This window comes from Lysinibacillus fusiformis (assembly GCF_003049525.1).
Classification (GTDB): domain Bacteria; phylum Bacillota; class Bacilli; order Bacillales_A; family Planococcaceae; genus Lysinibacillus; species Lysinibacillus fusiformis.
In genome coordinates, this window is the sequence record NZ_PYWL01000011.1 from 87,647 (window position 1) to 108,730 (window position 21,084).

A 21,084-nucleotide genomic window follows, 5' to 3' on the forward strand; every position below is an offset into this window, starting at 1 on the left:
CCAAGATTTATCAATCAAACCCTTATCGACTGCTTGTTGAATATAATCTTATTATTGCCAACCATATACGAAATTTCATTTTCTGCTGGTGCATCATTAGCTGTATTGTGTACGGTAATGAACTGTGGTGCCATGGTATATGGAGCCTTTAATGAATACTTGTTTGAAGGTAAAAAAGTCTGTTTAAATACGTAGCTCATCTAACCTCACCCTCTCCTGTTTTATCCTTCACGATTGCTAAAATATTTTTAATGAAGTCAGGCATTGGCAAGCCCATCTTTGTTCCGTTTTCTGTAATTGAAATGAATTCTAGTACACAAAATGCTATAGCTGCCCCATCCCCTGCATACTCGATGCCAGGAATTACAACGGATAATAAGTAAACTGAGCCAACTAGCATTAAGTAATAAATTTTTCGAATGATACCGTTGAAGCCTGTACGACTGTTTAAATTTTGATTAACGATACCACCCATAATTCCTGTAAGGTAATCAATAGCCATAATGCCAATCAAAACAGTAACTGCCATTCCTAGACCATCCACTGAATATGAAATGATAGTGCCTATTGTTCCACTTACTACAGCAATCCATTTTTCCATATGAACACTTCCCTTTTCCCAATATAAAAGCCCTCCACAGATAGTTGTGGAAGGCAAAACAAAAGACACTCAATATGAGCGTCCTTTGTAAAATTTATTTCTTTGTAATACTCAATAAAGTAACCTTAGTCGGATCACCAGGAGTTAAAATAGCTACACCCAAAAGATTATATAATTGCAAACTTAAAGTATCACCAGCGTTTAAGTTTACTGTAGCTTTTTTAGTTAAATGATCCATAGCTGTTACTGGTACTATCACACTATCTGGCAGTTCAGTGCCATTTAATATTATTCTAGAATTTACCAATAAAGGTGTCGTGAGATAAACATGATACTCAAGTTCATAAGTTCCTGATTGTTGAACTGTAAAAGTAGTACTTCCTCCATTTACATTCACATTATTTAACTGTTGATCGTTAGGTAATGGGATATCTGTTCCACTCAATATCACAGCAATTACTGACCCACTTGTGTTTTTGGCAGAGTTTAAAACTGTACTATTCTCGTCTTATCCTTCTCTATCTCTAAGTTTTATAACGAGCCTTCACCGTACGAGCGACTTTCATCGCATACGGCGATCCGTCAGAAGTAGATATTATAACTTATTTCCCCTACTTTTAATTATATGCATAAATCAAAGAAAAAATATTGAGGAATGTTAATAGTTCTACAAAAATGTTAATGGTTTAGATTAATTTATAAAAAATAACGCTAGCTTATGCTGCGTTTTCTTAACTTCGTTATCGAGTAATGCTTGTACATCTTCACGCCATAATAATGGCACTTGGTCAACTGTTCTCAAATTCATTTTAATTAAATCCCAATATAATTTAGCCAATGGGAGATACAATTTAATCCGTTATGGAATGTGGATGCTAAAACTGATGCTGAAATTCGTAAGCTAGTTGCTGAAACAGATCAGATTTATTTACTTAATAACATCATAAAGGCTGATGAAATGGAGGAATTGTTGATACATAATCATACAGCACAAACAATTATTCAAGTAATGCAAATCTTTAACGTAGAGTACGATTTTGCTTATAGAAGATTAACACAATATAACAATAATCATAATATGCAGAGGTTGCATAATATGTCATTTTTAAATATGAGATGATAGATATAGGACAGTTCATAAGTGAGTTTAATATGGCTTATCTGCTTAATAGTTACTGTGAAAGGAGTGATGTTCTAATTGTCCTTAAACTCTAATTTATGTACCTGTCCGTGTCAGTTAGATAGGAAGTGGACAATATGGTTAGAAAGAAACTTAATAGTACTAAAAAGGAAAATATTTATTGGTATTATGATACAAATAAGAAAAAGAAATATGCCTTCCGTTACAAATTTTATGATCATACTGGTGTACGTAGAGAAAAAACAAGACAGAATTTTAGCACAAGCACAGAGGCTGAAAAAGCATAGCCCCTCCCCAACCCTTGATAATCAAGGATTCTATAAAAAAAAACTATAAGCATAACTTATGACCTTGGTTGCTATCCTGATGTTTTTAATTTTTTGATGTGCATAATAAAAAGGGTTTGTTTTTAAAAGGGTTTCTATACCTATCTAACTAAGTGTATTTTAACTAGGGCACTTTTTGGGGTACTCGTAGTTTTTTTTAAAAAAGGTACCCAGATAAATGATAATAAAAAAAGTTTGGACAGGAACTATTTTATTAAATAGAAGAAAAAATTTTATTTACAGTAACTTTTACTTATGGATTATTATTAACCCATTTATAATTGAAAATTAAAAATCATTAATACTAGTCACTCGATTGCCTGTTGATTATTCAAATGACTGATTAATAATTTTTCAACCTGAGTTTTCAAAGCCATATTAGCATATCTGAGTACCACATCATTACCAGCTATAGCTATATGAACGTCACTAATGATTGAACTGCCATTTTTAGAATTAAAGATTTATGAAATAGTCGCCTTTGCTCAGGATTCAACATACAACTCCATCCTCTCAATAAGAACTTTCGTTTGCTTTTTATAGTACGAGTGTTTATATTTTGAGAAGTATTTTTTGTGGAAATAATTACATATATGAAATAGAGCAATACATTGTTAAGATATTATAGCTCAACATTCTATGCGAAATTCCCAAAATTGATATTGAGGTGATTTTTAAATGACGTTCGCATCGTTTGGACTATTATGTATACCCATTTTTTATCTTTATCAAATTATCTTTTACTTCTTTTTCAGAAAAAAAGAACCTAAAGAATCCACCTTAAAGTATTACAAATTTACCTGCGTGACCAATTTCTTGATTTTAAGTGCGACTAGTCCATTAGGGCTTTTTATCGGTGTTATGGCAACTGATAGCGGAGAAATCCCTATGGTTTCATTCATTTTAGGATTTTTATTCATCACTGGTTTACCATTACTTTTCTTCATTTGGTCACTTAAAGATTTTCTGGTTTTACATAAAGAAGTAAGATAGGCAGTAAATAAAAACATAAAAATGCCCATTACCAATTTAGATAACGGGCATTTACTTACATTATCAAATTGTTTTAGCCATTGTTATATTCGTAATTTCATAACCCATTTTTTCATATAACCCACGAGCTATTTTATTATGACCAAAAACGTTTAAACCAATTTTATTCATACCTAACTGTTTAGCAATAATTTCAGCTTCTTTCATTGCTTTCTTGCCATACCCTTGCCCTTGATATTGTTCAAAAATCACAAAATCATAAATAAAACCTTCATTAGGGGTTTTTTGCGAAATCCAAATCATTCCAACTAAAATATCGTCATGAAAGATAGACGATAAATGATTATTTTCGGTCTTCTCACCATTGGGTAGTAGTCGTTCAAATGATTCCCTCGACAAGTCAATCGCTTCATCTTCACTCCAATTTCCGGAAGCAATTTTGTCTTTTGCATAGTCTTCAATTGCATAACTAATATATTGTTTGAACTCTTCGTGGTTCATAGGTTTTAAAGAAATCACTTTATTTCCCTCCTAATCTATCCTTTAATCTTAACATTTTTTCAAGCTTTCCGTAATTACACTTATAATTAGTTTTTAGCACAACTCGGCACAGTGCATTGCTTTAGGTCTTGTTGTATAAAAATAGCCCTCCACAGATGAATGTGAAAGGCATAAAAAGGACACGTCAATCTGACGCATCCTTAACAAAAAGTAATTTTATTACTACGGTTTATGTCCACTATTAAACAGTCTTCATTAATTTAAACACAGTCACTTTTTGATGGTCAACTAGTGGAACATGAACTTTATTTTGCAAGACTTTTAACATCTTTTCATTTTCTCCATCTACTACAAATGTAAGATACTTCATTTGTGTTCTCTTTAATTGTATCGATATAGCGTGCCAAAACAATGATAAGCTTCTTCCCAATAATTGATATCTTTCTTTAACAAAAAGATTATCATACATCAGCAATTGATTGGTAGATGGTAACACAACACACCAGCCTATTAACTCATTATGTCGGCGTAAAATCAAGCTATTATCTGCTATTGTTTCATAACAAAGTGGATGGTATCTAGTTGGAAACCAAACATTTTCACCTTTTCGAATAAAATCAACCTCTTGTGGTGTTAACTCTTGAATTGAATGAACAGTAAATCCTTCTTTTAAATGATTGCGACTAAAGATTGGCAGGTCTTTGGTTTTCAAAGCATCCAGTATAAAAACATGCTGGGATATTTCCTTCTTCCATTTACCTGCAGTTACCTCATTGTCTTTAGAAAATTGCACTTCAGATACTTGGACATAGATATCCTTATTACTTGTTCCATATTCAGCTGCAAAATGAGCTAACAGTTCTACTAGGTGTGAACTACCTACTTTAGTAGTAACGACAATATTTAATGAATTTTCTTGTTCATCAATTAACCATTCTTGTTCAATATTCTGTTGATATTTCACCTTATTCTACCACTGGTGTCACAGATTGTGATTCAACCTCTACACCATTTACACCTTTTAAGGATCCCTTAGTGTATTTTACTGTAGCCACTGTAGTTTTTGGTGTAAACTCTACAGTAATAAACTCATCATTTATTTGTTCTGGTGTAGATGGTAGGTTTGGGCGTAAAGTATTAAATGAAGAACCCATAAAATATTGGCTTGAAATATCTCCAAATTGAAATTCCCCTGCCACTACAGTCGAATCTTGAACAGGCTGTGAAAACTTTATTTCTGCCTTAGTGTACAAATTGTTAATATCCTTATAGATATAAATACTTGTTATTTGTGGAGCTACATTGCTATTCTCGCCTTATCCTTCTCTGTCTCTATGTTTTATAACGAGCCTTCACCGCACGGGCGACTTTCATCGCATACGGCGATCCGTCAGCAGTAAATATAGTACTTATTTCCCCACTACTAATTATATAAATAAATCTATGAAAATATACTGATGAATGTTAATAGTTCTTCAAAAATGTTAATGGTTTAGATTAATGCATAATGCTACGACTACTTGTTTTCGTTATCGAATAATGTTTGTACAGCCTCCCGCCACAACATTCATTATATTACCTCTTTAGTTGCTATTAATTCCGCCAATTCTGCAATAGCTAATTAATTTTCTATTTTTTCTTGTTGTTATGCCTCTGCTGATTCAGCTAATGCAAGCTTTTGTGCATAGCCCTAATAGGTTGACTCAAACGATCTTCAATTAGTATCGCAGTGTGAATTGTTGCCATGATCTCACCTTTTTTTGGCATAAATAAAAAGAACACCATAAAATCACTGTTTTGGTGTTCTTGAGTTACAAATTATAAAATGCCTTTATTTTTTAAATCTTCTCGATTAATGTAAGTATCTCCATTAAAAATTTTAAATCGTATTCCGTTAAAAGTAGTTTCAATATCTTTTTCATTATCCAGATAATCTATGGGCATATCTGGAACTTCGTATATTACTTTTTCAACAGTGCCAGTAAGAGGGCTAATTATTGAGAAAGCCATTATTAAAACGGTTTTATCCCCTACTCGTTTTGCATGTGCAGAGAAATCCATTCCCTCTGAATTCATATGAAACTCTTTCAATGAAATCCATTCATTGGGTTCTATGTTTTCTAAATCTATATCATTAAATGGATCTCTATCCATAATATTAATACCTTCTTTAACTTCTAGATATCTATCAACTATTCTAGTGGCTTCTTGTGAATATAAACCTTGGGTAAACCAATCCTGGTATGTTTCACCGAATGTTTTTGCTAACCAATTTTGATTTATTATACCGTCATTCTGCCCCAACAAACGCTCTAGCGTAGTAATATCTGAGAAAAAACTATATAGTTGACTTCTTGTATGAGTATAAGTTTTCCCATCGTATATCCAACTGATTTTCTCTTTCAAATCTTTCGGCTTTAAATCTTCATAGGTAACACTATAAGAAGAAGAGTTTCCAGTATAGTAAATAGAATAATGATTTTCATATGGATAACCAATTAACTTTTTATAATCAGAATATTTTCCTGTTCCATTGACTTCATAAATTTTTCCGAAATCAATACTATTTATATCTATGATAGTATCAAAATGAGTTGAAATGTTTGCTTGTTTGTCAATTATAGCTATATCTGTATCGATTAAAATGCTCTGGGTGGCACTATCCCATATAACATCGTGCCCAAAATATTCAGATATAAAGCGTAAAGGCACATAAGTACGATTCGATATTACTTGTGCAGGCGTGATTAAGTTTACAACCTTAGCATCAACTAATGCACTATTTTTCCCAATTTCTAAAATTATTTTATGGCCATCTTTAACAATTTCCACCTGTTGTTTTGATTGATTCCATTTTGTTTCGCCTTTTAAAGCGGTATTGATAGCACGTATCGGAACTAATGTACTACCATTAACAACTTTTGGTTGCACGTCCATTTCCACTTTTTTATTTTGGTAAAATACGTCGATTGCGAAAGCTGTAGTAGATATATTCAGTGTTATAACTACAGTGAATATAAGTATTAAAATTCTTTTCATAATACCCCTCCTTATACACAAATATACATAATAAGAAGAGATTACTCTATAGCTATCTAGCATAATTATCTAATTTTTAACTTTTCGAGATCCACGTTTCACTTCGCGTCCCTGCTTTTTGTCATCTTCAATTTTGACTTACAGTGATCCGATGACACATGCTTTATCAGCCATTGATAGGGTACATTAGCCTGAATGACAAACGTGATATTGTTACCTTGTACGCCCTTGTATTTGGCTGTAGCGAAGTCGTTAGTAGCTGCCACAGCATTGAAAGGCATGTACAAATGAAACCCAAGTATTATATTCCTCACTCCAGTATCGTTTACTAAGCTCTTGGGTACTCTTTAAATCGCTGAAAAATCCACGATCATAATGATGTTATCTACTTTGATTTTCCATTCTACCCCAAATAATTCACCTGTATAGATGACTTCTTTTTACGGCACTCCCCTCATATTGTTTGTGGATTTTGAATTGTTAGAAGGTAATTTTAAATAACGCCTCTTTGTAAACTATGTATAACAAAATCACCAAAAAAATATCTTTTGCATCCTTATTTAAAGTTTGAGCAATCTGTAATGCTAACTTCGAGCCAGTTCTGAAACTGACATCCCTGTTTTCATCCTTATATCCCTTAGTTTGTTAACCAAGAATAACACCTACTGTGCACTTGGTGTAATACAAGGTTTACTTAATTGTCAACAATGATTAACATTTATTTTAGTTAAATTAAATACATAAATTATTTAAAGTATTGTAAAGTATGTATTACAGGTGGTGATTACATGAAAACAACACACTAGGTGAATTACTGAATGAATTAAGAGGTAGTGAGTCTTTACGAAACGCCAGTAAACGTATTGGTATTAGTCATACATACTTAGACACTATCGAAAAAGGATTTAATAGACGTTCAGGAAAACATGTAAACCCTACCCCTGAAACACTGAAACTTTTATCAAAAGCATACAATTAGGACTATAAAGAGTTAATAGTTAAGGCTGGTTACCTAGAACCAAATTCTACAGACGAAACCCAAACCGAAAATGACGAAGCAGAGTTCCAGGCTTTCGCAAACAATCCTACTCTTGAAAAATGGTACAAGGAGCTACCGAAATCAAAGAAGAGGACTTAGAAAAACTACGTAAGCTGTGGGAATTTTGAAGGATAAAGGGGAATTGTAATCGTTATTTGGAGAGAAACAAATAATCGATTTATAATTAAAACTAAAAGTAACATAATAATAACTATGAAAAGGACATGTTATAAACATGTCTTTTAATAGCACCACTATTGGGAAATTTACTTATTTATGTTTATATACTATTCTTTTACCTAATCATTTCAGGAAAATAAATACGAGGTGACAAAATGAGCTTTTTCAAAAAAATAATGGGGACATTTGAAAATACTCCAGAAAGACAAGCTGTTATAGATGCAAAAGAACGTACAAAACAAGAGGATATCCAACAGCGAGAGAAATATGTGGGGACTAGTTTATATAGAGGGATGAAGTACACCTTTTATAAGCCAGCAATCGATTATTTCGAAAACACTGTGCAATTGGCCAATGAAATTGTACTCTCCTCTTTACCAGCTGAATACGATTTTGGAAATTTAGAAAAAAAAGGTCTTTTGATAGCAACAAATATGCGAGTGGTTTTTGTTACAAAAATTGGTAATCTCCAATTATATACACCATTTAACTATAAATATATGGAAGGAGTTTTACTTGCCTCTGATGGTATTGCTCAAAAAGAATTGACAATCCTCACTCCTGCTTTACGTGCAACATTTGATGATATTTTAAATGATGATCGTTTAAACAAGTTTATAGATGTTGTGCAAAAACAAATGCAAGATAGCAAAGATAACCCTCGTATGACTAATGATAAAAAGAAATTATCAACCTCAGCAGATCCATATAGTGACTTAGAAAAAATTGCGAATTTACGAGATAAAGGGATTTTAACTGAAGAAGAATTTTTAGAAGAAAAGAAAAAAATTTTAGGCTAATTCAATATGGCATGTGGAAGATAATAATCAATACTCCATTTCATTTACAAATATTTAGTAAAATTATTAAAAATATTTGAGAGCTAGGTAAGTTGTGAGAGATATTGAAAGATAAAGCTGAGCTTTAAAAGCTAATTGAACATTCTATTAACAGGACATGACATAAACATGTCCTGTTATAGCACCCTTATTGGGAAAATTACTTAATTATGTTATATTATTTTTTTGTCATCATTATAGGTATATTTACGCAAAAATTATTGACTACTGATATAAAAAATGGATTTAATCCAATGAGAAATTTTTATTCCGAAGTTTGCGACTTGTATTATTTCAACACAAAGGGAGAGAGTGTTCAAATGAATCTAAAAGAAACTATAGAATTATTAAACAACGTGATTTCAGAAAATAGTGAACTAATTAAAAACGAAGAATCTACAAAACAATTTCTTGTTTTACCATTGCTTAAAGGGTTAGGTTACGATACCTATAGCCCCCAAGAAGTCACTCCAGAATTCACAGCTGATTTTCATAAAAAAAATGAAAAAGTGGACTATGCTATTTCAATCAATGGGCAACCTCGAATTTTTATTGAGGCAAAATCGATCAATATGAAAATTAATAAAAGCGCCCCACAATTAAGTAGATATTTCAGCACATTCCCTAGTGTGAAATTAGGTATCCTAACAAATGGAATTGAGTATCACTTTTTTACTGATTTAAATAACTCAAATATAATGGATTCTAAGCCCTTTTTTATCTTCAATATTATAAATCATAATGAAGAGGATTTTGAAAATCTGATTAAGTTTTCTAAAAATTTATATGATCAAGAAACAGTAAAAATCCTCGCTGAATCGTTAATATATTTTCAATCATTTAAATCTGTAATAAAAGAAATTTTTGAATCCCCAAATGATGATTTTATCAAATTTGTTATTAAAGAACGGTTTAAATTTAAGGTAACTCAACAGTTTATTAACACCTCTCGCCCTTTAATAGTGAAGAGTATTCAAGAGGCAATATCTGAAGTAATTAGTGAAAAATTTAATATAGATACATCACGATCTTCTCAAGAGATTGCTGTTACTAGCATAGAAGATGTTACAAAAGAAGAGAAAAAAGTTTACTTCACTCAGGATGAAATTGACTCACTAGGGAAATTTGAAGAGTTTGAGGGAGTAACGATTGTATTACCCAATCCAGACTCTTACATAAAATTACTAAAGTTAACATCTGAAGAATACTCAGTTGAAAAAGGTAATCCATTAAGTGATTTCTTTATTTCTTCGGTTGTAACACAGGGTTCTACAATTGTGGGGTATTTAGTTGGTCAGTATGTTAATCAAAAGGAAGATATAAAACTATATACAGTTAAATCAAACGAAATAGCAAAATTTTTGGATGAAAACCCTATTCTTAAAGAGACTGGTTTCATTAACGCCCGATTAGGTTCCCGGTTTAATAAAAATAATAATGAGACTACGTACTTCTTGAAAAGTTGTCTAAACAACCTATCATTTAGAGACATTCCTAACCTTATTTCTAAAATTGAAGACACAGAGAAGTTTTTTAGAAACATCAAGTAGTCGAATTCCTATATGACAACCTGAAAAAAGTCGATGCTGAGTTCAAGGCTTTCGCCAACAACCAAGAGACTTTAATTGCAACAATTACCAAATACCTTTTATTCAAGCATTAATCTCCAAGTAACCCCACTTCCCAAAAGTGGGGTTTTATTGTACTCTCAAACAAAACTTACGTTCTTAATTTCTTATTAGAGGTTGATTCACTTCCACTATACTCACCTTGAAGACTATGTCCAACAGTTTTACACTCGTTTGGGCATTATGGACCCTGTCCTACTGAATTTTGAAGAAATAGCCTTTAGAATGGGCTTGAAATTTTTTATTGGTCAGATAAGAGTCAAGCCTTATTTATTGATGGTCGATATTATATTTTCCTTAATAAAAACCAATCGCCACAGCAACAATGGCAAAATTTTTGACATGAGCTTTCACATGCCCTATTTCATTCAGGCGATCAATTTCATATGTATCCCCTATTTCGTGAGTACCAGGAATTCAAGGCAAATAATTTTATGTACTACCTATCTAACTAAGTGTATTTAATTGGGACACTTTCTGATGTACATGTAGATTTTTCTAAAAAAAGTGCCCCAGTTTTGGACAGCTACCATTTTATATAGAAGGAAAAATTAATATTTTTTTTATGTCACCTTCTGTGCATTTATTCATTCCCTTTTTCACGACTTACAATAATTTCTATTTAGATAAAATTAAATCTTCCTCACCGTTTTGATTTCGGTAACTTTTACCAAAAAAGTTACTACACAATATCTTTCACTTGTTCATACTCAGTTCATTTTGTCGTCACTGTGAGTTCATCTTCGTCGGTTAGGCTTTCCTTAGGGCACTTAAAGGTAGCCCAAAACGATAGGAGACGAAATGCGTGAAAATACGAGAGGTGAAAAAATGGAATTGGACACAACAACAGAAAAAAAACCAGCTAATAAGATGAAAAAATTACTTATCATTTTACTTAAAATTTTAGCAGCAATAGTTATAATAATTGTCGTTTTTATAGCCATTGTTTTTGTGATTGATAAGATCAGTAGCAAATTAGAAGCAGCAAAAATAAAACCTTATGGTCAGTCTGTAACAGTAGATGGGAAAAATATGAATGTTTTGATTGAAGGACAAGGCGCAGAAACAGTCGTGCTACTGCCAGGTTTGGGAACAGGAACACCAGCACTTGATTTTAAGCCGCTAGTAGAAGAGTTATCGCCATTTTACAAAGTTGTAGTGATTGAGCCTTTCGGTTATGGATTAAGTGATATAACCGAAAAAGAACGGAGCACAGAAAATATTGTAAGTGAAATCCACGAAGCCTTACAGATTCTTAAAATTGACCGCTATATTCTAATGGGTCACTCCATTTCGGGCATTTACGCACTAGATTATGTGAATAAATATGAAAACGAAGTGAGTGCATTTGCCGGGATCGATAGCAGTGTTCCAAGGCAATATGGTGATAAGGTTGTTGAATCTCCGATACCTAATTCTGTAATTACACTACTCAAAGAATCAGGTCTAGGCAGATTGATAATGAAACTAAGTGCTGACCCATATGCTGCACTACCAGTTGATGATGAAACAAAAGAACAAATGAGAATTCTTTCTTACAAAAACTTTAGAAATCCAACTATTGTGAATGAAATAGAAAATAGATCTCCTAATTTTAAAGCAGCTGAAAATTTAACATTCCCAAAAAACCTGCCTGTTATTTTCTTTTTACAACCGAATAGTGCAGCGATTGAAGGATGGTCAACACTACATGAAGAGCAAGTAAAAGATTCTATACATGGAAAAGTGATGACATTTGAAGGAACACATTATTTACACCATACTCAATCAAAAGAAATCGCTGAAAACCTCAGGGTATTTATTGAAGAAGTAAAGCAAGACAGTAGATAATTTTTCCATGCTACGGCACCATGTACAAGCTTTCTTGCATGTGTGCTGTAGCATTTCTTTCGTATATGCCTATTTATTATTCACACACTCTTAATTGGATTATTTTTCTTCCGATAATTATATTAATGACAATTTCATTTGCTTAGTAGTTCATCGTAAATGACCAAGTTTCAATGGTTTCCGTTACTTCACCCGCCTGTACAAAATCTTTCATGGAGCACATGTCCCCAAATCAAGCAATCATCTGTTTTACAATGTTATCCTTAATTCGTTTAATACTCGTTGCTGATAAAGCCATATGTTGGCCTATCCAACGTTGCGAATCGCCGTCTAACATCCAATTCAGTACTTGAACCTCTCTGTCGCCAGTAACTCGTTCAATAAGCATTTGTACCTCTAATAGCTTCTTCTCATACTCTGCAACATGCTTTATATTTTTCGAACGTCTAATAGCATCTTGCATAATCGGATCGCCTACGCCACCTGCTGCCTTTGGTAGTGTAGCCTCGATACCATACTATGCCGTTTTTGCCCCTATAACCATTTCTGATCACATTTCTTTGATGGCGTTAACCATGTATTCTGTAATCATTGAATCTAATGCATCTGGTGTAATCGTTATTGTTCTTTTTTTAACATAGGTTTGCCCTCCTAATTTGTGTTATAATGCTAATGACTAAGCCATTATTCAAAGGGCATATACCAATTCGAGCTGTAGCGTATGCAAACGCTGCGGCTTTTTCATGTTATAATTTACACGAAATACATAATAAGGTAAATAAATGGACATGTTTACAGGATTATCACTTGGTAGATATCTGCTATATTTCATTCCACCGATGTTATTGCTACCTGTTGTAATGATAGGATGTGCAGTAATTTATAAAATTCTATTGGGAAATATTTTGCCTAAGAAGTTTTATAATTTTTTACTTGGTCCAATTGCCCTGCTAGAATTCTTTATTTAGGCTATCCCAATCAATATGGGATTTTCTGAGTTTTTTAGAGGTATATTTTAACCGCTCTTTTTCTATTCCAAAGGCAATTAACTATAAAACCCATATTATTTAAGCATATAAATAGTAGTGTTAAGCTAAACAAGTTTAACAAGAACCTCCTGAATTGTTACTTAGGGTCACTCACACTCAGTGACCCTTTTTTAGTTTCTTTACTCATATTGTTCATTAGTTTACTGTAGCGTGTGATGCTACAGCTTTTTTTATTTTTAAATTTATTTCACGGCAATTCACTATAAATATACAGCTATCTTGACATATTAATAGTAATGTGAAGCTAATTTAGCCTTACACATCCGAATCTTTTTACTAATGGTCACTTATATCCCAAGTGACCTTTTTTAGTTTCTTTACTCAAAAGTGCCCTATAGAATTGACTTCGGTCCAGATACAACATGGCTAATTATAAGTATTGAAGTAATAATTTTTACTATATCTTCACTCCACCTTACTAATTGTCCAATCATCTGTATTCGATATGAATAAAATATTAATTAGAAAAGGAGGTGAATATAAAATGGCATCATTTGAAATTGGAGCGAGAAGTCTTTTCAACTTTAGAAATGAACGCTTTTTCCTATTAGTTGAAGATGAAATTACAATTCCAGATCAAGGTGTGGAGATTGATCCAGTTAATATCTATGAGATTGACCAACAAACTTTCAATTTTATCAGAGATGAAGGAGATACACCTGTAGTTGTACCACGTTTTAATCTTCCTCCTGTACCACCTGGATTTACATTAGAACGAAAATGTATTTTTACAGTCGATAATTCATACTTTGTCATCTATGATTTAGAAAATGGTACTGATAACAATGTTATTTTAAGAATCAGCGCAGCTTTATTTAACTCATTAAGAAATTCTGGCGTTCGTGAATGTGTTCCACAAGACTTCATTAATTAATAAAAAATCCAACATTCAGTAACATTTTTCTTTGATTTTGCTCACTCAAAAAAACCTTAAGCCATCTCTTCTTTTTAGAGATGGCTCAATACTTTAAATCTATACATGCTCTATGACTAGAACTATCACGTGTAATGCATACTAAAATCCTCTTTATATCCTCAGGCGAACACACCTCAAACAATCATTTTCAATGTTAGGATATGACTTTTAACTGTTGGTATAGAGTGAATACATACAGTGATACAGAATGTTAAGGAATTGATTGATTATTTTTTTCTTTAAGACTGATATATAATGATCCATTTGTTTGAACTTGTGCAAAATACACATCTTTTATGTTCTGGACATTTTGCTTTTTCAACTTCTTATTAAGCCAGTCTTCTGTTAATTCAAGTTCCACCAAATTTTCGACAATAAGTTGACCATCTGAGATGACCTCTGTTGGCAAATATATTGGAGGTGTAACGTCTGCTTTAACATCTTGCTTTGTAGCTGATTGAACTGGTGTTTTGTGTAAAACACTAAGCTTGCCATCTGTTTCAAGTATTGCAAATTGTATGTCTTGTACAGAAAAAACAGCTTGCTCCCTTAACATCATTGTTAGTTCGTCCATATGCAAACGGTTTTTCTTTAAAGCAGATTCTAAAATTAGACCATTTTGAATGACAATAGTCGGTTTATCATCAAAGAGTACACGTGCTTTTTTAGATTTTAATGTAATGATGGTTATTATAAATGTTAAAAAACACCACCATATTAACGATATTAGTCCATCTAAAAAGGGTGTTTCGGCGACTGCAGCGATTTGAGATGCAATAGAACCAATGGAAATCCCTGTTATATAATGAAAAAAAGTGAGTTGACCAAGTTGTTTCTTCCCAAGGATTCTGGCCAATATTAGTAGTGCTAAAAAGGATAATATGGTTCTAAGTGTCATTTCCCAAAAATTTAATGAAAAAAATGGTCCATACTTTATTCAACTCCTTAAATCTCTGTTGACTATTAGAATGGACATGAAACATCTTCTTATGCTAAATTTTTGAGAATTTGCATTTTGTACGACGATCAAATAAATTTTAAATGACAAAAGCCATCGAGAATGAACTTCTCAACGGCTTTCGTCAACAATATGAAAGAACATTTATGCAGGTGTACTTTCATTATTTCTTCTCGTTTAAAACATCTGGATAAACCATGGTATTAATCACTTCTCCACTTGATTCGTCATTAAAAATTACTGTCACTTTGTAATTCTCCACGTCTGCACCATTAAATAATTGATAGTACATACCCGTTAAAGCAAGCCCGACTGATGCCATTGTATCAAGACTACTTTCAAACTCTTTTTTGTTTACAGATACAGTGAATTCTGAAAAGGATTTGTTATATGTAATATCTTTGACAGATTTGAAATCATCACTAGCTTTAATCTTGTCTACATTTGCTAAAATACCTTCTTTTAAGCCTTTCATCATTTCTTCGTGCTCTGGTTTAGCCATTTTATAAGTTAAAGAACCATCATCATTTTTAATGATTTCTTTAATCCCACTATTTTTTGCCTTAGAAATAACAGAATCAATGTCCTGTCCTTCGAAAAATAAAGCGGGAATGGTTACTTCCACGTCCCCAGCTTTTTTTTGATCCTCACTACATGCAGCCATTAAAGCACCTAGTAATAAAAGTAATGGTAACATCCATTTTCTAGCCATTAAATCTCCTCCTCATACACAAATATACAGAATATGAAGGGATTTCACTATAACTATTACAAAAAAACATTTATTAATATAGAAAACACTTTTCATCGATCACTAGTATCTGTGTACAAATCAGTTAGATTCCTTCGACCTTTCATTCAAGATGACCATTCGTTAATAAATAGTAAAATCATATATTCAACGTATCTTTCTTTAGTAGTCATACTGAAACCGACTCTTAAGAATATTTCTATTAATCATTTTTATTTAACTCATTGAGAAATTCTGGTGTTCGTGAATGTATTCCTCAGAATTTCATTAATTAAGAATGCTATAAAAAACAAGTAATCAATTTGATATGCAGGATCTTTTCTTATTCTACAATCAGGCCATTTTCTTGAGTAACACATTTAAAGGAATCGTTATGGAGGAAAGAAACTGTTAAGATTTTCAATTAAACTAAAGAAGCAGGTTTTAGTTCAACAAGAAGTTAAAATATTATTGAGTTATATAAGCTACCAAAGGAAGTGTACAAGTGTTCTATTACTCAAAAAAGAAGAAAATACGAGGTTGGAAAAGACAGAAGAGAAAAATTGAAAGATGGAAGCAAAACGCAATAAATTTAGATATTCACTATTTAAGGAATTACCATAGAGAATACGAAAAATTATGGATTCATCCCTTTTATGCATGGGTACGAAAAAACCCTCCCAATTGGTATAATCAACTTTTACTTGATGCAATGATTGAAGTTTACTTGGAGTGGCATCAAAAAATGATGGATGAAAATGAAGAATTTTATTTAAAAATCTGGCTTTATGACCCTAATTTTATCAATTCACAGATAGTCGTTGCATATAGAGATTGTTTTGATTGCTATAATAAAGCCTTCAAAATAAGGGAAGAAAACAAGGAATTCCCTTTCAATAAATTTCATTCCTTGAGGGATAAGTTAGAAGAATTCCAATGGGATTTGCACATTGAGACTGATTATTACGATGAAAACGAATTGAATGAATGGTTAGAAGAAGGAGGTTTAACTGAAAAAGAAATGTCAAAAATTAAGGGAAAAGCCTATGAAACCATAAAATTTGAAAATGAATTTGGGGGTTTCCTGCAATATAGTCTCGACAAAGGAGATATTTGGATAGGGACATTAAAGAAGAAAGATAATACAGTAATTGTTTAACGAACAGGTGCTTTACTTTAACATGCAAAAGACAAATCACCGACTTGATTTCAACAATCGGGCGCAATTATTTAATAAAAAGATATTTACTCATTCTTTTTCCCTTTTCTTTCTACAAAAAAAGAGCAAAACCATAATGGTCTGCTCAGCATTTAAAAATGAGCGCTCGAAATCTGGCATTTCTTTATTCATTTATCGTACGCAAACATTTTATTTTGTATTTCTATATGGAATTGCTGTACATCAAGCTGATGAAGCTTGATGATATCTTCGGCTACTTGTCGAGCTTTCTTTTGTATCACATCATCTTTCTCTTCTGTTAAATTGATGATGATGTGGACAATTTCTGATGAAATCGTGTAATCGATGCTAAAGGAACCAACTTGTTGTGCAGTCATCGCTTCAAATAAATGAGCCATAACATCATTATAGCTAAGTCTGGTCGAGTTCATGGTCACAGGATCATAAAGATTTTTAATTGTCATTTGAAACGATATTGGATTTAAATCATTTTTTTGAATACATTCAAGCATCATTTCCTCTATTTTTTGTTTGGACAACTGATCTATCTTTTCAGGTGTTGACACAAGGAGCTCTATTTTTCTATTCGGCAGTACACCATAATCTACATAAAAGATATAAGATTCTTTTTGCAGGGCCATAGCAATATCACTCATTAGAAATTGGTAGTGCTGCATATAATCTATTAGTTCATCGTTAGTAGGTTGCGATAGAGAAACATTTGATTTCTCCGCATATTGAATAGGTATATTTGCAAAAAAGAAAAAGCCACCACAAACGATGATGGCAAGAAGAAACCATAAGGTAAATAGTTTTTTGATAAACATTTATAGCCCCCTTATTCGGGACTATATGCAAGTTCAGTACCGTAAATTACTGTAGAATTTTATAAAATAACACACGGTCTTGATTTTCGCCGCCATAACCACTATGGATTGACATATTTTCCATCACCTTGTCACCTTTCTCCATTCTGAACCCCATATTTGTGTGAAAGGCAATGGACACTTCGTTTATAGGTGATGTCACACACTTAACGATATTACGATGATACTGTTTCACCACATGGAAAAATACATCATACAACCTTTTTGCAATATTCTGTTTTCTGTAATCAGGGTGAACCCCTACAAAATGAATGAACGCTTCATTTGTGTTGGATTGCGATAAAAAGCCGACAAGAAAACCAATAATCTCGCCATCCTTTTCCATAATGAGGCTTGTGTTCGTAAAGTGATCGAAAAATAATTTAGGCAGTTTATCTGACATATTCCTTCCGCCCCACCACTCATTAATCACTGGCGATAACGTATAATAATCTGCACTCTGTAAACTACGAATATTCATGGTATCCTTCCTCCCTTTCAACTTCACCTTTAAATTGGTCAGCATTATAGAGAACACGCTACCAATGCATATGAGTTTAATTTGTCATTCGGATATCTCAGATGAATAACAACACTATACCCTCGATCTAAGATGTTTAATCATACTGTTATTTTACCCTACCAATTATTTCAATTTCAATATTTGCCTCAAATCTTTGCCATAACCAATGATTTTAATGTATGACTTAAAGTCTGTATGCGATTTGTCGTATCCGACATCTTCACTAAGAGGTGATTTTCGTCCTCCACAGAAAGCAATATATCACCTGTTGATGTGGCATTTTGCTCTGTCATTTTATTCAGCCTTTCAATTTGCATTTGAATTGCCTCAAACTGTGAGATGGCACTGCTTAATTCGTGCATGCCTCTCGTCAAATCTGTATTCGTTTGCGTAAATGAATCCTTTAAAATATTAAAGAAATGACTGACATCCTGTAAAAGCTGTTCCCCGTGCTGCAATGCTTTTTCACCATCATCAGAACGTTGATGAGCCTCCGTCGATTTCTCAAATAAGGTTTTCGTCACATTCGTAATACTGACTGTAATGGCTGCACTTTCCTCTGCTAGCTTTCGCACTTCTTCCGCTACAATAGCAAACCCCTTCCCATGCTCCCCAGCCCTAGCTGCTTCAATCGCTGCATTTAGTGCCAATAAATTTGTCTGCTGTGCAATATGTGTGATACCCTGCAACAAGCTATCCACTGTTTGTAAACTATTTTGAAGCTCGTTGACAGTTTCTGCGGTTGAACTCATCGCATGACTCATCACGCCCATTTGAGCCATTGCGTCTTGCATTTTAGCCCATCCTGCTAAAACCTCTTGTTGAAGTTCAGTAGATTTCACCACTGTGTCCTTTGAAATCGTCAAAGTTTCATTTACAAAATGAACAGAATCACTCATAGTGCCATGAATCATATGCAAGCTAGAAGCCTCTTGCTGAATACTTGCAGAAATATCCTCAGTCGCTACCAATATTTGTTTACTAGAGCTTGAAATACTTTGCATTGTTTGTTGGAATTGTGTCACATGCTCGTCCAATGCCTGGCTACTTTTCTCTATTTCCCGAAATATATTTTGTAATTGATTGAAGGAAGCTTGGACTTCATTTTGCTGAATTTCTGCATGTTTAATTAGCTCATTGCCCCATTTAGCTAATAAATAAAAAGCAATAATGACGCCGTTCATAATCGCTAGAAGTGTGACGAAAACAATGATGTCGTCAAACGGACCTAACAAAGATGACGAGTTGACCAAATATAAAATGATAAAACTAATATTAGTCAGTATTCCAAAAAACACGATTAATTCCTTTTTAAAATAAAGGGCAATAATAGCAATTGTGCACAGCAAAATATAATGTTTATTCAATGAAAAACTATCTAGTAAAAATAATGTAAACACTACGCTTGATGGAATAAGACCAAAGATAAATCCCTTCACATAAGTTTTAATCGGCAAGAAATAATTACACACCGCTAAAGCGATGACAGCTAGTCCGACAAATAAAAATAGTATTCCTTTTGATAGGATCATAGGTCCACAAATTAGAATGGCTAAAATCGATATTATTGCCAAATTAACTCGGTGCACCTTCCTTGTATCATAACGAATTTTGTTCTTCATAACGCTCCCCCTAAAAATGAATGGACATTCAGTTTAATTTTCTATTATTATATAGTATAACTACTACTTTTTGTAGCTAAAATTTGACTTTTAGAGCATATGTTTCACATTTTCGAAATTAAAGGGGGAAATTCATTTGAGTAGAGTCCAACAAATCGCCGCAAATTTTTATTGTATTGATACACATGATTTAAATAGGGAACAGCGAACAAGCTCCTATCTATTAATTGATGAAAAAATAACCTTAATCGAAACGTCTGCTAGTCCATCCGTTCCATACATTATGGAAGGATTGAAGGAATTAAATATTGCTTTAGAGGATATTCATTATGTCATTGTGACACATATTCATTTGGACCATGCTGGTGGTGCAGGATTATTTTTACAAAACTGTCCTCATGCAAAATTAGTCGTTCACCCAAGAGGATCGGCACATATGATTGATCCGAGCAGGCTTATTTCCAGCGCGAAAGGCGTTTATGGGACCGAATTTGACCGTCTTTTTGATCCGATTGTGCCCATTGATGCAGCACGAATTATTGAAGTAAGCCATGAACAACAACTCCATTTAGGACAACATCATTTAACGTTTTATCATACAGAAGGTCATGCCAAGCATCATGTTTCTATGCTTTATTCCGCTACTAACGGCCTTTTTGTGGGGGATACAACGGGTGTACGTTACCCAGAAATGGACGGTGAAGCAATAGATTTAATCATACCTTCCACTTCCCCAAACCAGTACAATCCTGAAACGATGGAGAACTCCATTCAATTGTACGAAAAGCTACAGGCGAGTGAATTATATTTTGGTCATTATGGGGCTTATAAAAATCCACCAGAGGCATACCGTCAAGTACGCTATTGGACACCTCTTTTCTTAGAAGAAGGCCGTAAAGCACAAGCAGCATCCAGCCAGTTCCAGGAACAAGTTCACTATTTGGATGCTCGCTTAAAAGAGCTTTTATTTAGCTATTTACAAGCAAATGATATACCGCCAAATCACCCTGTCTATCAAACCATCCCTTTCGATACCATTGTGTCATCGATGGGAATATTGGATTATTTAGAAAAAGTGAAAGCACAGGTACCACTTTAATCGTAAAAGGAGATGTCTCAGGCA

At 33.2% G+C, this 21,084-nt stretch carries 19 protein-coding genes and 3 pseudogenes; 7 read left to right on the forward strand and 15 right to left on the reverse strand.

Going from position 1 to position 21,084, the window contains the following annotated elements:
- Positions 1-50: 50 nt before the first annotated feature.
- The 4 genes and pseudogenes from C9J29_RS24780 to C9J29_RS24995 form a co-directional block, all read right to left on the reverse strand.
- Positions 51-200: pseudogene (locus tag C9J29_RS24780) on the reverse strand (XlyB); the annotation flags it as partial.
- Complete coding sequence (locus tag C9J29_RS19310) at positions 197-601, reverse strand: phage holin family protein (protein WP_089987019.1); 405 nt, start codon at positions 599-601, stop codon at positions 197-199. The gene C9J29_RS19310 and the pseudogene C9J29_RS24780, both read right to left, overlap by 4 nt.
- A 94-nt stretch (positions 602-695) precedes the next feature.
- Positions 696-1,073: pseudogene (locus tag C9J29_RS19315) on the reverse strand (BclA C-terminal domain-containing protein); the annotation flags it as partial.
- Between the two features lie 219 nt (positions 1,074-1,292).
- Positions 1,293-1,451 (reverse strand): CD1375 family protein, encoded by a 159-nt coding sequence (locus tag C9J29_RS24995; protein WP_307723801.1) that lies wholly within the window; start codon positions 1,449-1,451, stop codon positions 1,293-1,295.
- Positions 1,452-1,858: 407 nt separating this feature from the next.
- Between C9J29_RS24995 and C9J29_RS19325 the strand changes: the two genes are divergently transcribed.
- Positions 1,859-2,029: an Arm DNA-binding domain-containing protein gene (locus tag C9J29_RS19325; RefSeq protein ID WP_107922627.1), complete on the forward strand. Its 171-nt coding sequence runs from the start codon at positions 1,859-1,861 to the stop codon at positions 2,027-2,029.
- A gap of 1,095 nt (positions 2,030-3,124) precedes the next feature.
- On the opposite strand, the gene C9J29_RS19340 is transcribed toward C9J29_RS19325, so the two are convergent.
- The 5 genes and pseudogenes from C9J29_RS19340 to C9J29_RS25185 form a co-directional block, all read right to left on the reverse strand.
- Positions 3,125-3,580 (reverse strand): GNAT family N-acetyltransferase, encoded by a 456-nt coding sequence (locus C9J29_RS19340; protein WP_090002718.1) that lies wholly within the window; start codon positions 3,578-3,580, stop codon positions 3,125-3,127.
- Between the two features lie 223 nt (positions 3,581-3,803).
- A complete protein-coding gene (locus C9J29_RS19345) occupies positions 3,804-4,526 on the reverse strand; it encodes a hypothetical protein (protein ID WP_107922628.1) in 723 nt (240 codons plus the stop codon).
- Position 4,527: 1 nt separating this feature from the next.
- Positions 4,528-4,815 carry a hypothetical protein gene (locus C9J29_RS19350; RefSeq protein WP_089987013.1) on the reverse strand — a complete coding sequence of 96 codons (288 nt, stop codon included), beginning with the start codon at positions 4,813-4,815 and terminating at the stop codon, positions 4,528-4,530.
- A gap of 565 nt (positions 4,816-5,380) precedes the next feature.
- Positions 5,381-6,601, reverse strand: a complete 1,221-nt coding sequence (locus tag C9J29_RS19355) for a stalk domain-containing protein (protein WP_164908716.1) — start codon at positions 6,599-6,601, stop codon at positions 5,381-5,383.
- 252 nt (positions 6,602-6,853) lie between these two features.
- Positions 6,854-6,964 (reverse strand): annotated as a pseudogene (locus C9J29_RS25185) (hypothetical protein); the annotation flags it as partial.
- A 1,011-nt stretch (positions 6,965-7,975) separates the two neighbouring features.
- On the opposite strand from C9J29_RS25185, the gene C9J29_RS24515 reads away from it, so the two are divergent.
- The 3 genes from C9J29_RS24515 (at position 7,976) to C9J29_RS19390 (ending at position 12,117) form a co-directional block, all read left to right on the forward strand.
- Positions 7,976-8,620: an SHOCT domain-containing protein gene (locus tag C9J29_RS24515; protein WP_089987011.1), complete on the forward strand. Its 645-nt coding sequence runs from the start codon at positions 7,976-7,978 to the stop codon at positions 8,618-8,620.
- Between the two features lie 359 nt (positions 8,621-8,979).
- A complete protein-coding gene (locus C9J29_RS19385; protein WP_107922648.1) occupies positions 8,980-10,209 on the forward strand; it encodes a type I restriction endonuclease in 1,230 nt (409 codons plus the stop codon).
- A gap of 879 nt (positions 10,210-11,088) precedes the next feature.
- Positions 11,089-12,117 (forward strand): alpha/beta fold hydrolase, encoded by a 1,029-nt coding sequence (locus C9J29_RS19390; protein ID WP_008178634.1) that lies wholly within the window; start codon positions 11,089-11,091, stop codon positions 12,115-12,117.
- A gap of 232 nt (positions 12,118-12,349) precedes the next feature.
- On the opposite strand, the gene C9J29_RS24790 is transcribed toward C9J29_RS19390, so the two are convergent.
- Positions 12,350-12,580 (reverse strand): LuxR C-terminal-related transcriptional regulator, encoded by a 231-nt coding sequence (locus C9J29_RS24790; RefSeq protein ID WP_008178632.1) that lies wholly within the window; start codon positions 12,578-12,580, stop codon positions 12,350-12,352.
- Between the two features lie 1,070 nt (positions 12,581-13,650).
- Here C9J29_RS24790 and C9J29_RS19405 point away from each other — a divergent pair.
- The gene (locus C9J29_RS19405; RefSeq protein ID WP_089987010.1) at positions 13,651-14,040 is read left to right on the forward strand and encodes a spore coat protein; all 390 of its coding nucleotides are present in this window, start codon (positions 13,651-13,653) and stop codon (positions 14,038-14,040) included.
- Between the two features lie 253 nt (positions 14,041-14,293).
- Here C9J29_RS19405 and C9J29_RS19410 read toward each other — a convergent pair whose 3' ends face one another.
- Both C9J29_RS19410 and C9J29_RS19415 read right to left on the reverse strand, forming a co-directional pair.
- Entirely contained in the window at positions 14,294-14,980 is a 687-nt protein-coding gene (locus C9J29_RS19410) for a YetF domain-containing protein (protein WP_107922631.1), read from the reverse strand.
- Positions 14,981-15,203: 223 nt separating this feature from the next.
- Complete coding sequence (locus C9J29_RS19415) at positions 15,204-15,752, reverse strand: hypothetical protein (protein ID WP_107922632.1); 549 nt, start codon at positions 15,750-15,752, stop codon at positions 15,204-15,206.
- A 523-nt stretch (positions 15,753-16,275) separates the two neighbouring features.
- Here C9J29_RS19415 and C9J29_RS19420 point away from each other — a divergent pair.
- On the forward strand, positions 16,276-16,929 hold the full coding sequence (locus C9J29_RS19420) for a hypothetical protein (protein WP_107922633.1): 654 nt from the start codon (positions 16,276-16,278) through the stop codon (positions 16,927-16,929).
- A gap of 188 nt (positions 16,930-17,117) precedes the next feature.
- Here the strand turns inward: C9J29_RS19420 and C9J29_RS19425 are convergent, their stop codons facing one another.
- From C9J29_RS19425 to C9J29_RS19435, 3 genes are all read right to left on the reverse strand, one after another.
- A complete protein-coding gene (locus C9J29_RS19425; protein WP_089987007.1) occupies positions 17,118-17,777 on the reverse strand; it encodes a hypothetical protein in 660 nt (219 codons plus the stop codon).
- 46 nt (positions 17,778-17,823) lie between these two features.
- Positions 17,824-18,297, reverse strand: coding sequence for a GNAT family N-acetyltransferase (locus C9J29_RS19430; RefSeq protein ID WP_089987006.1), 474 nt, complete (start codon positions 18,295-18,297; stop codon positions 17,824-17,826).
- A gap of 188 nt (positions 18,298-18,485) precedes the next feature.
- Complete coding sequence (locus C9J29_RS19435) at positions 18,486-19,961, reverse strand: methyl-accepting chemotaxis protein (protein ID WP_107922634.1); 1,476 nt, start codon at positions 19,959-19,961, stop codon at positions 18,486-18,488.
- Between the two features lie 136 nt (positions 19,962-20,097).
- On the opposite strand from C9J29_RS19435, the gene C9J29_RS19440 reads away from it, so the two are divergent.
- Positions 20,098-21,060: an MBL fold metallo-hydrolase gene (locus tag C9J29_RS19440; protein ID WP_107922635.1), complete on the forward strand. Its 963-nt coding sequence runs from the start codon at positions 20,098-20,100 to the stop codon at positions 21,058-21,060.
- Positions 21,061-21,084: the final 24 nt, after the last annotated feature.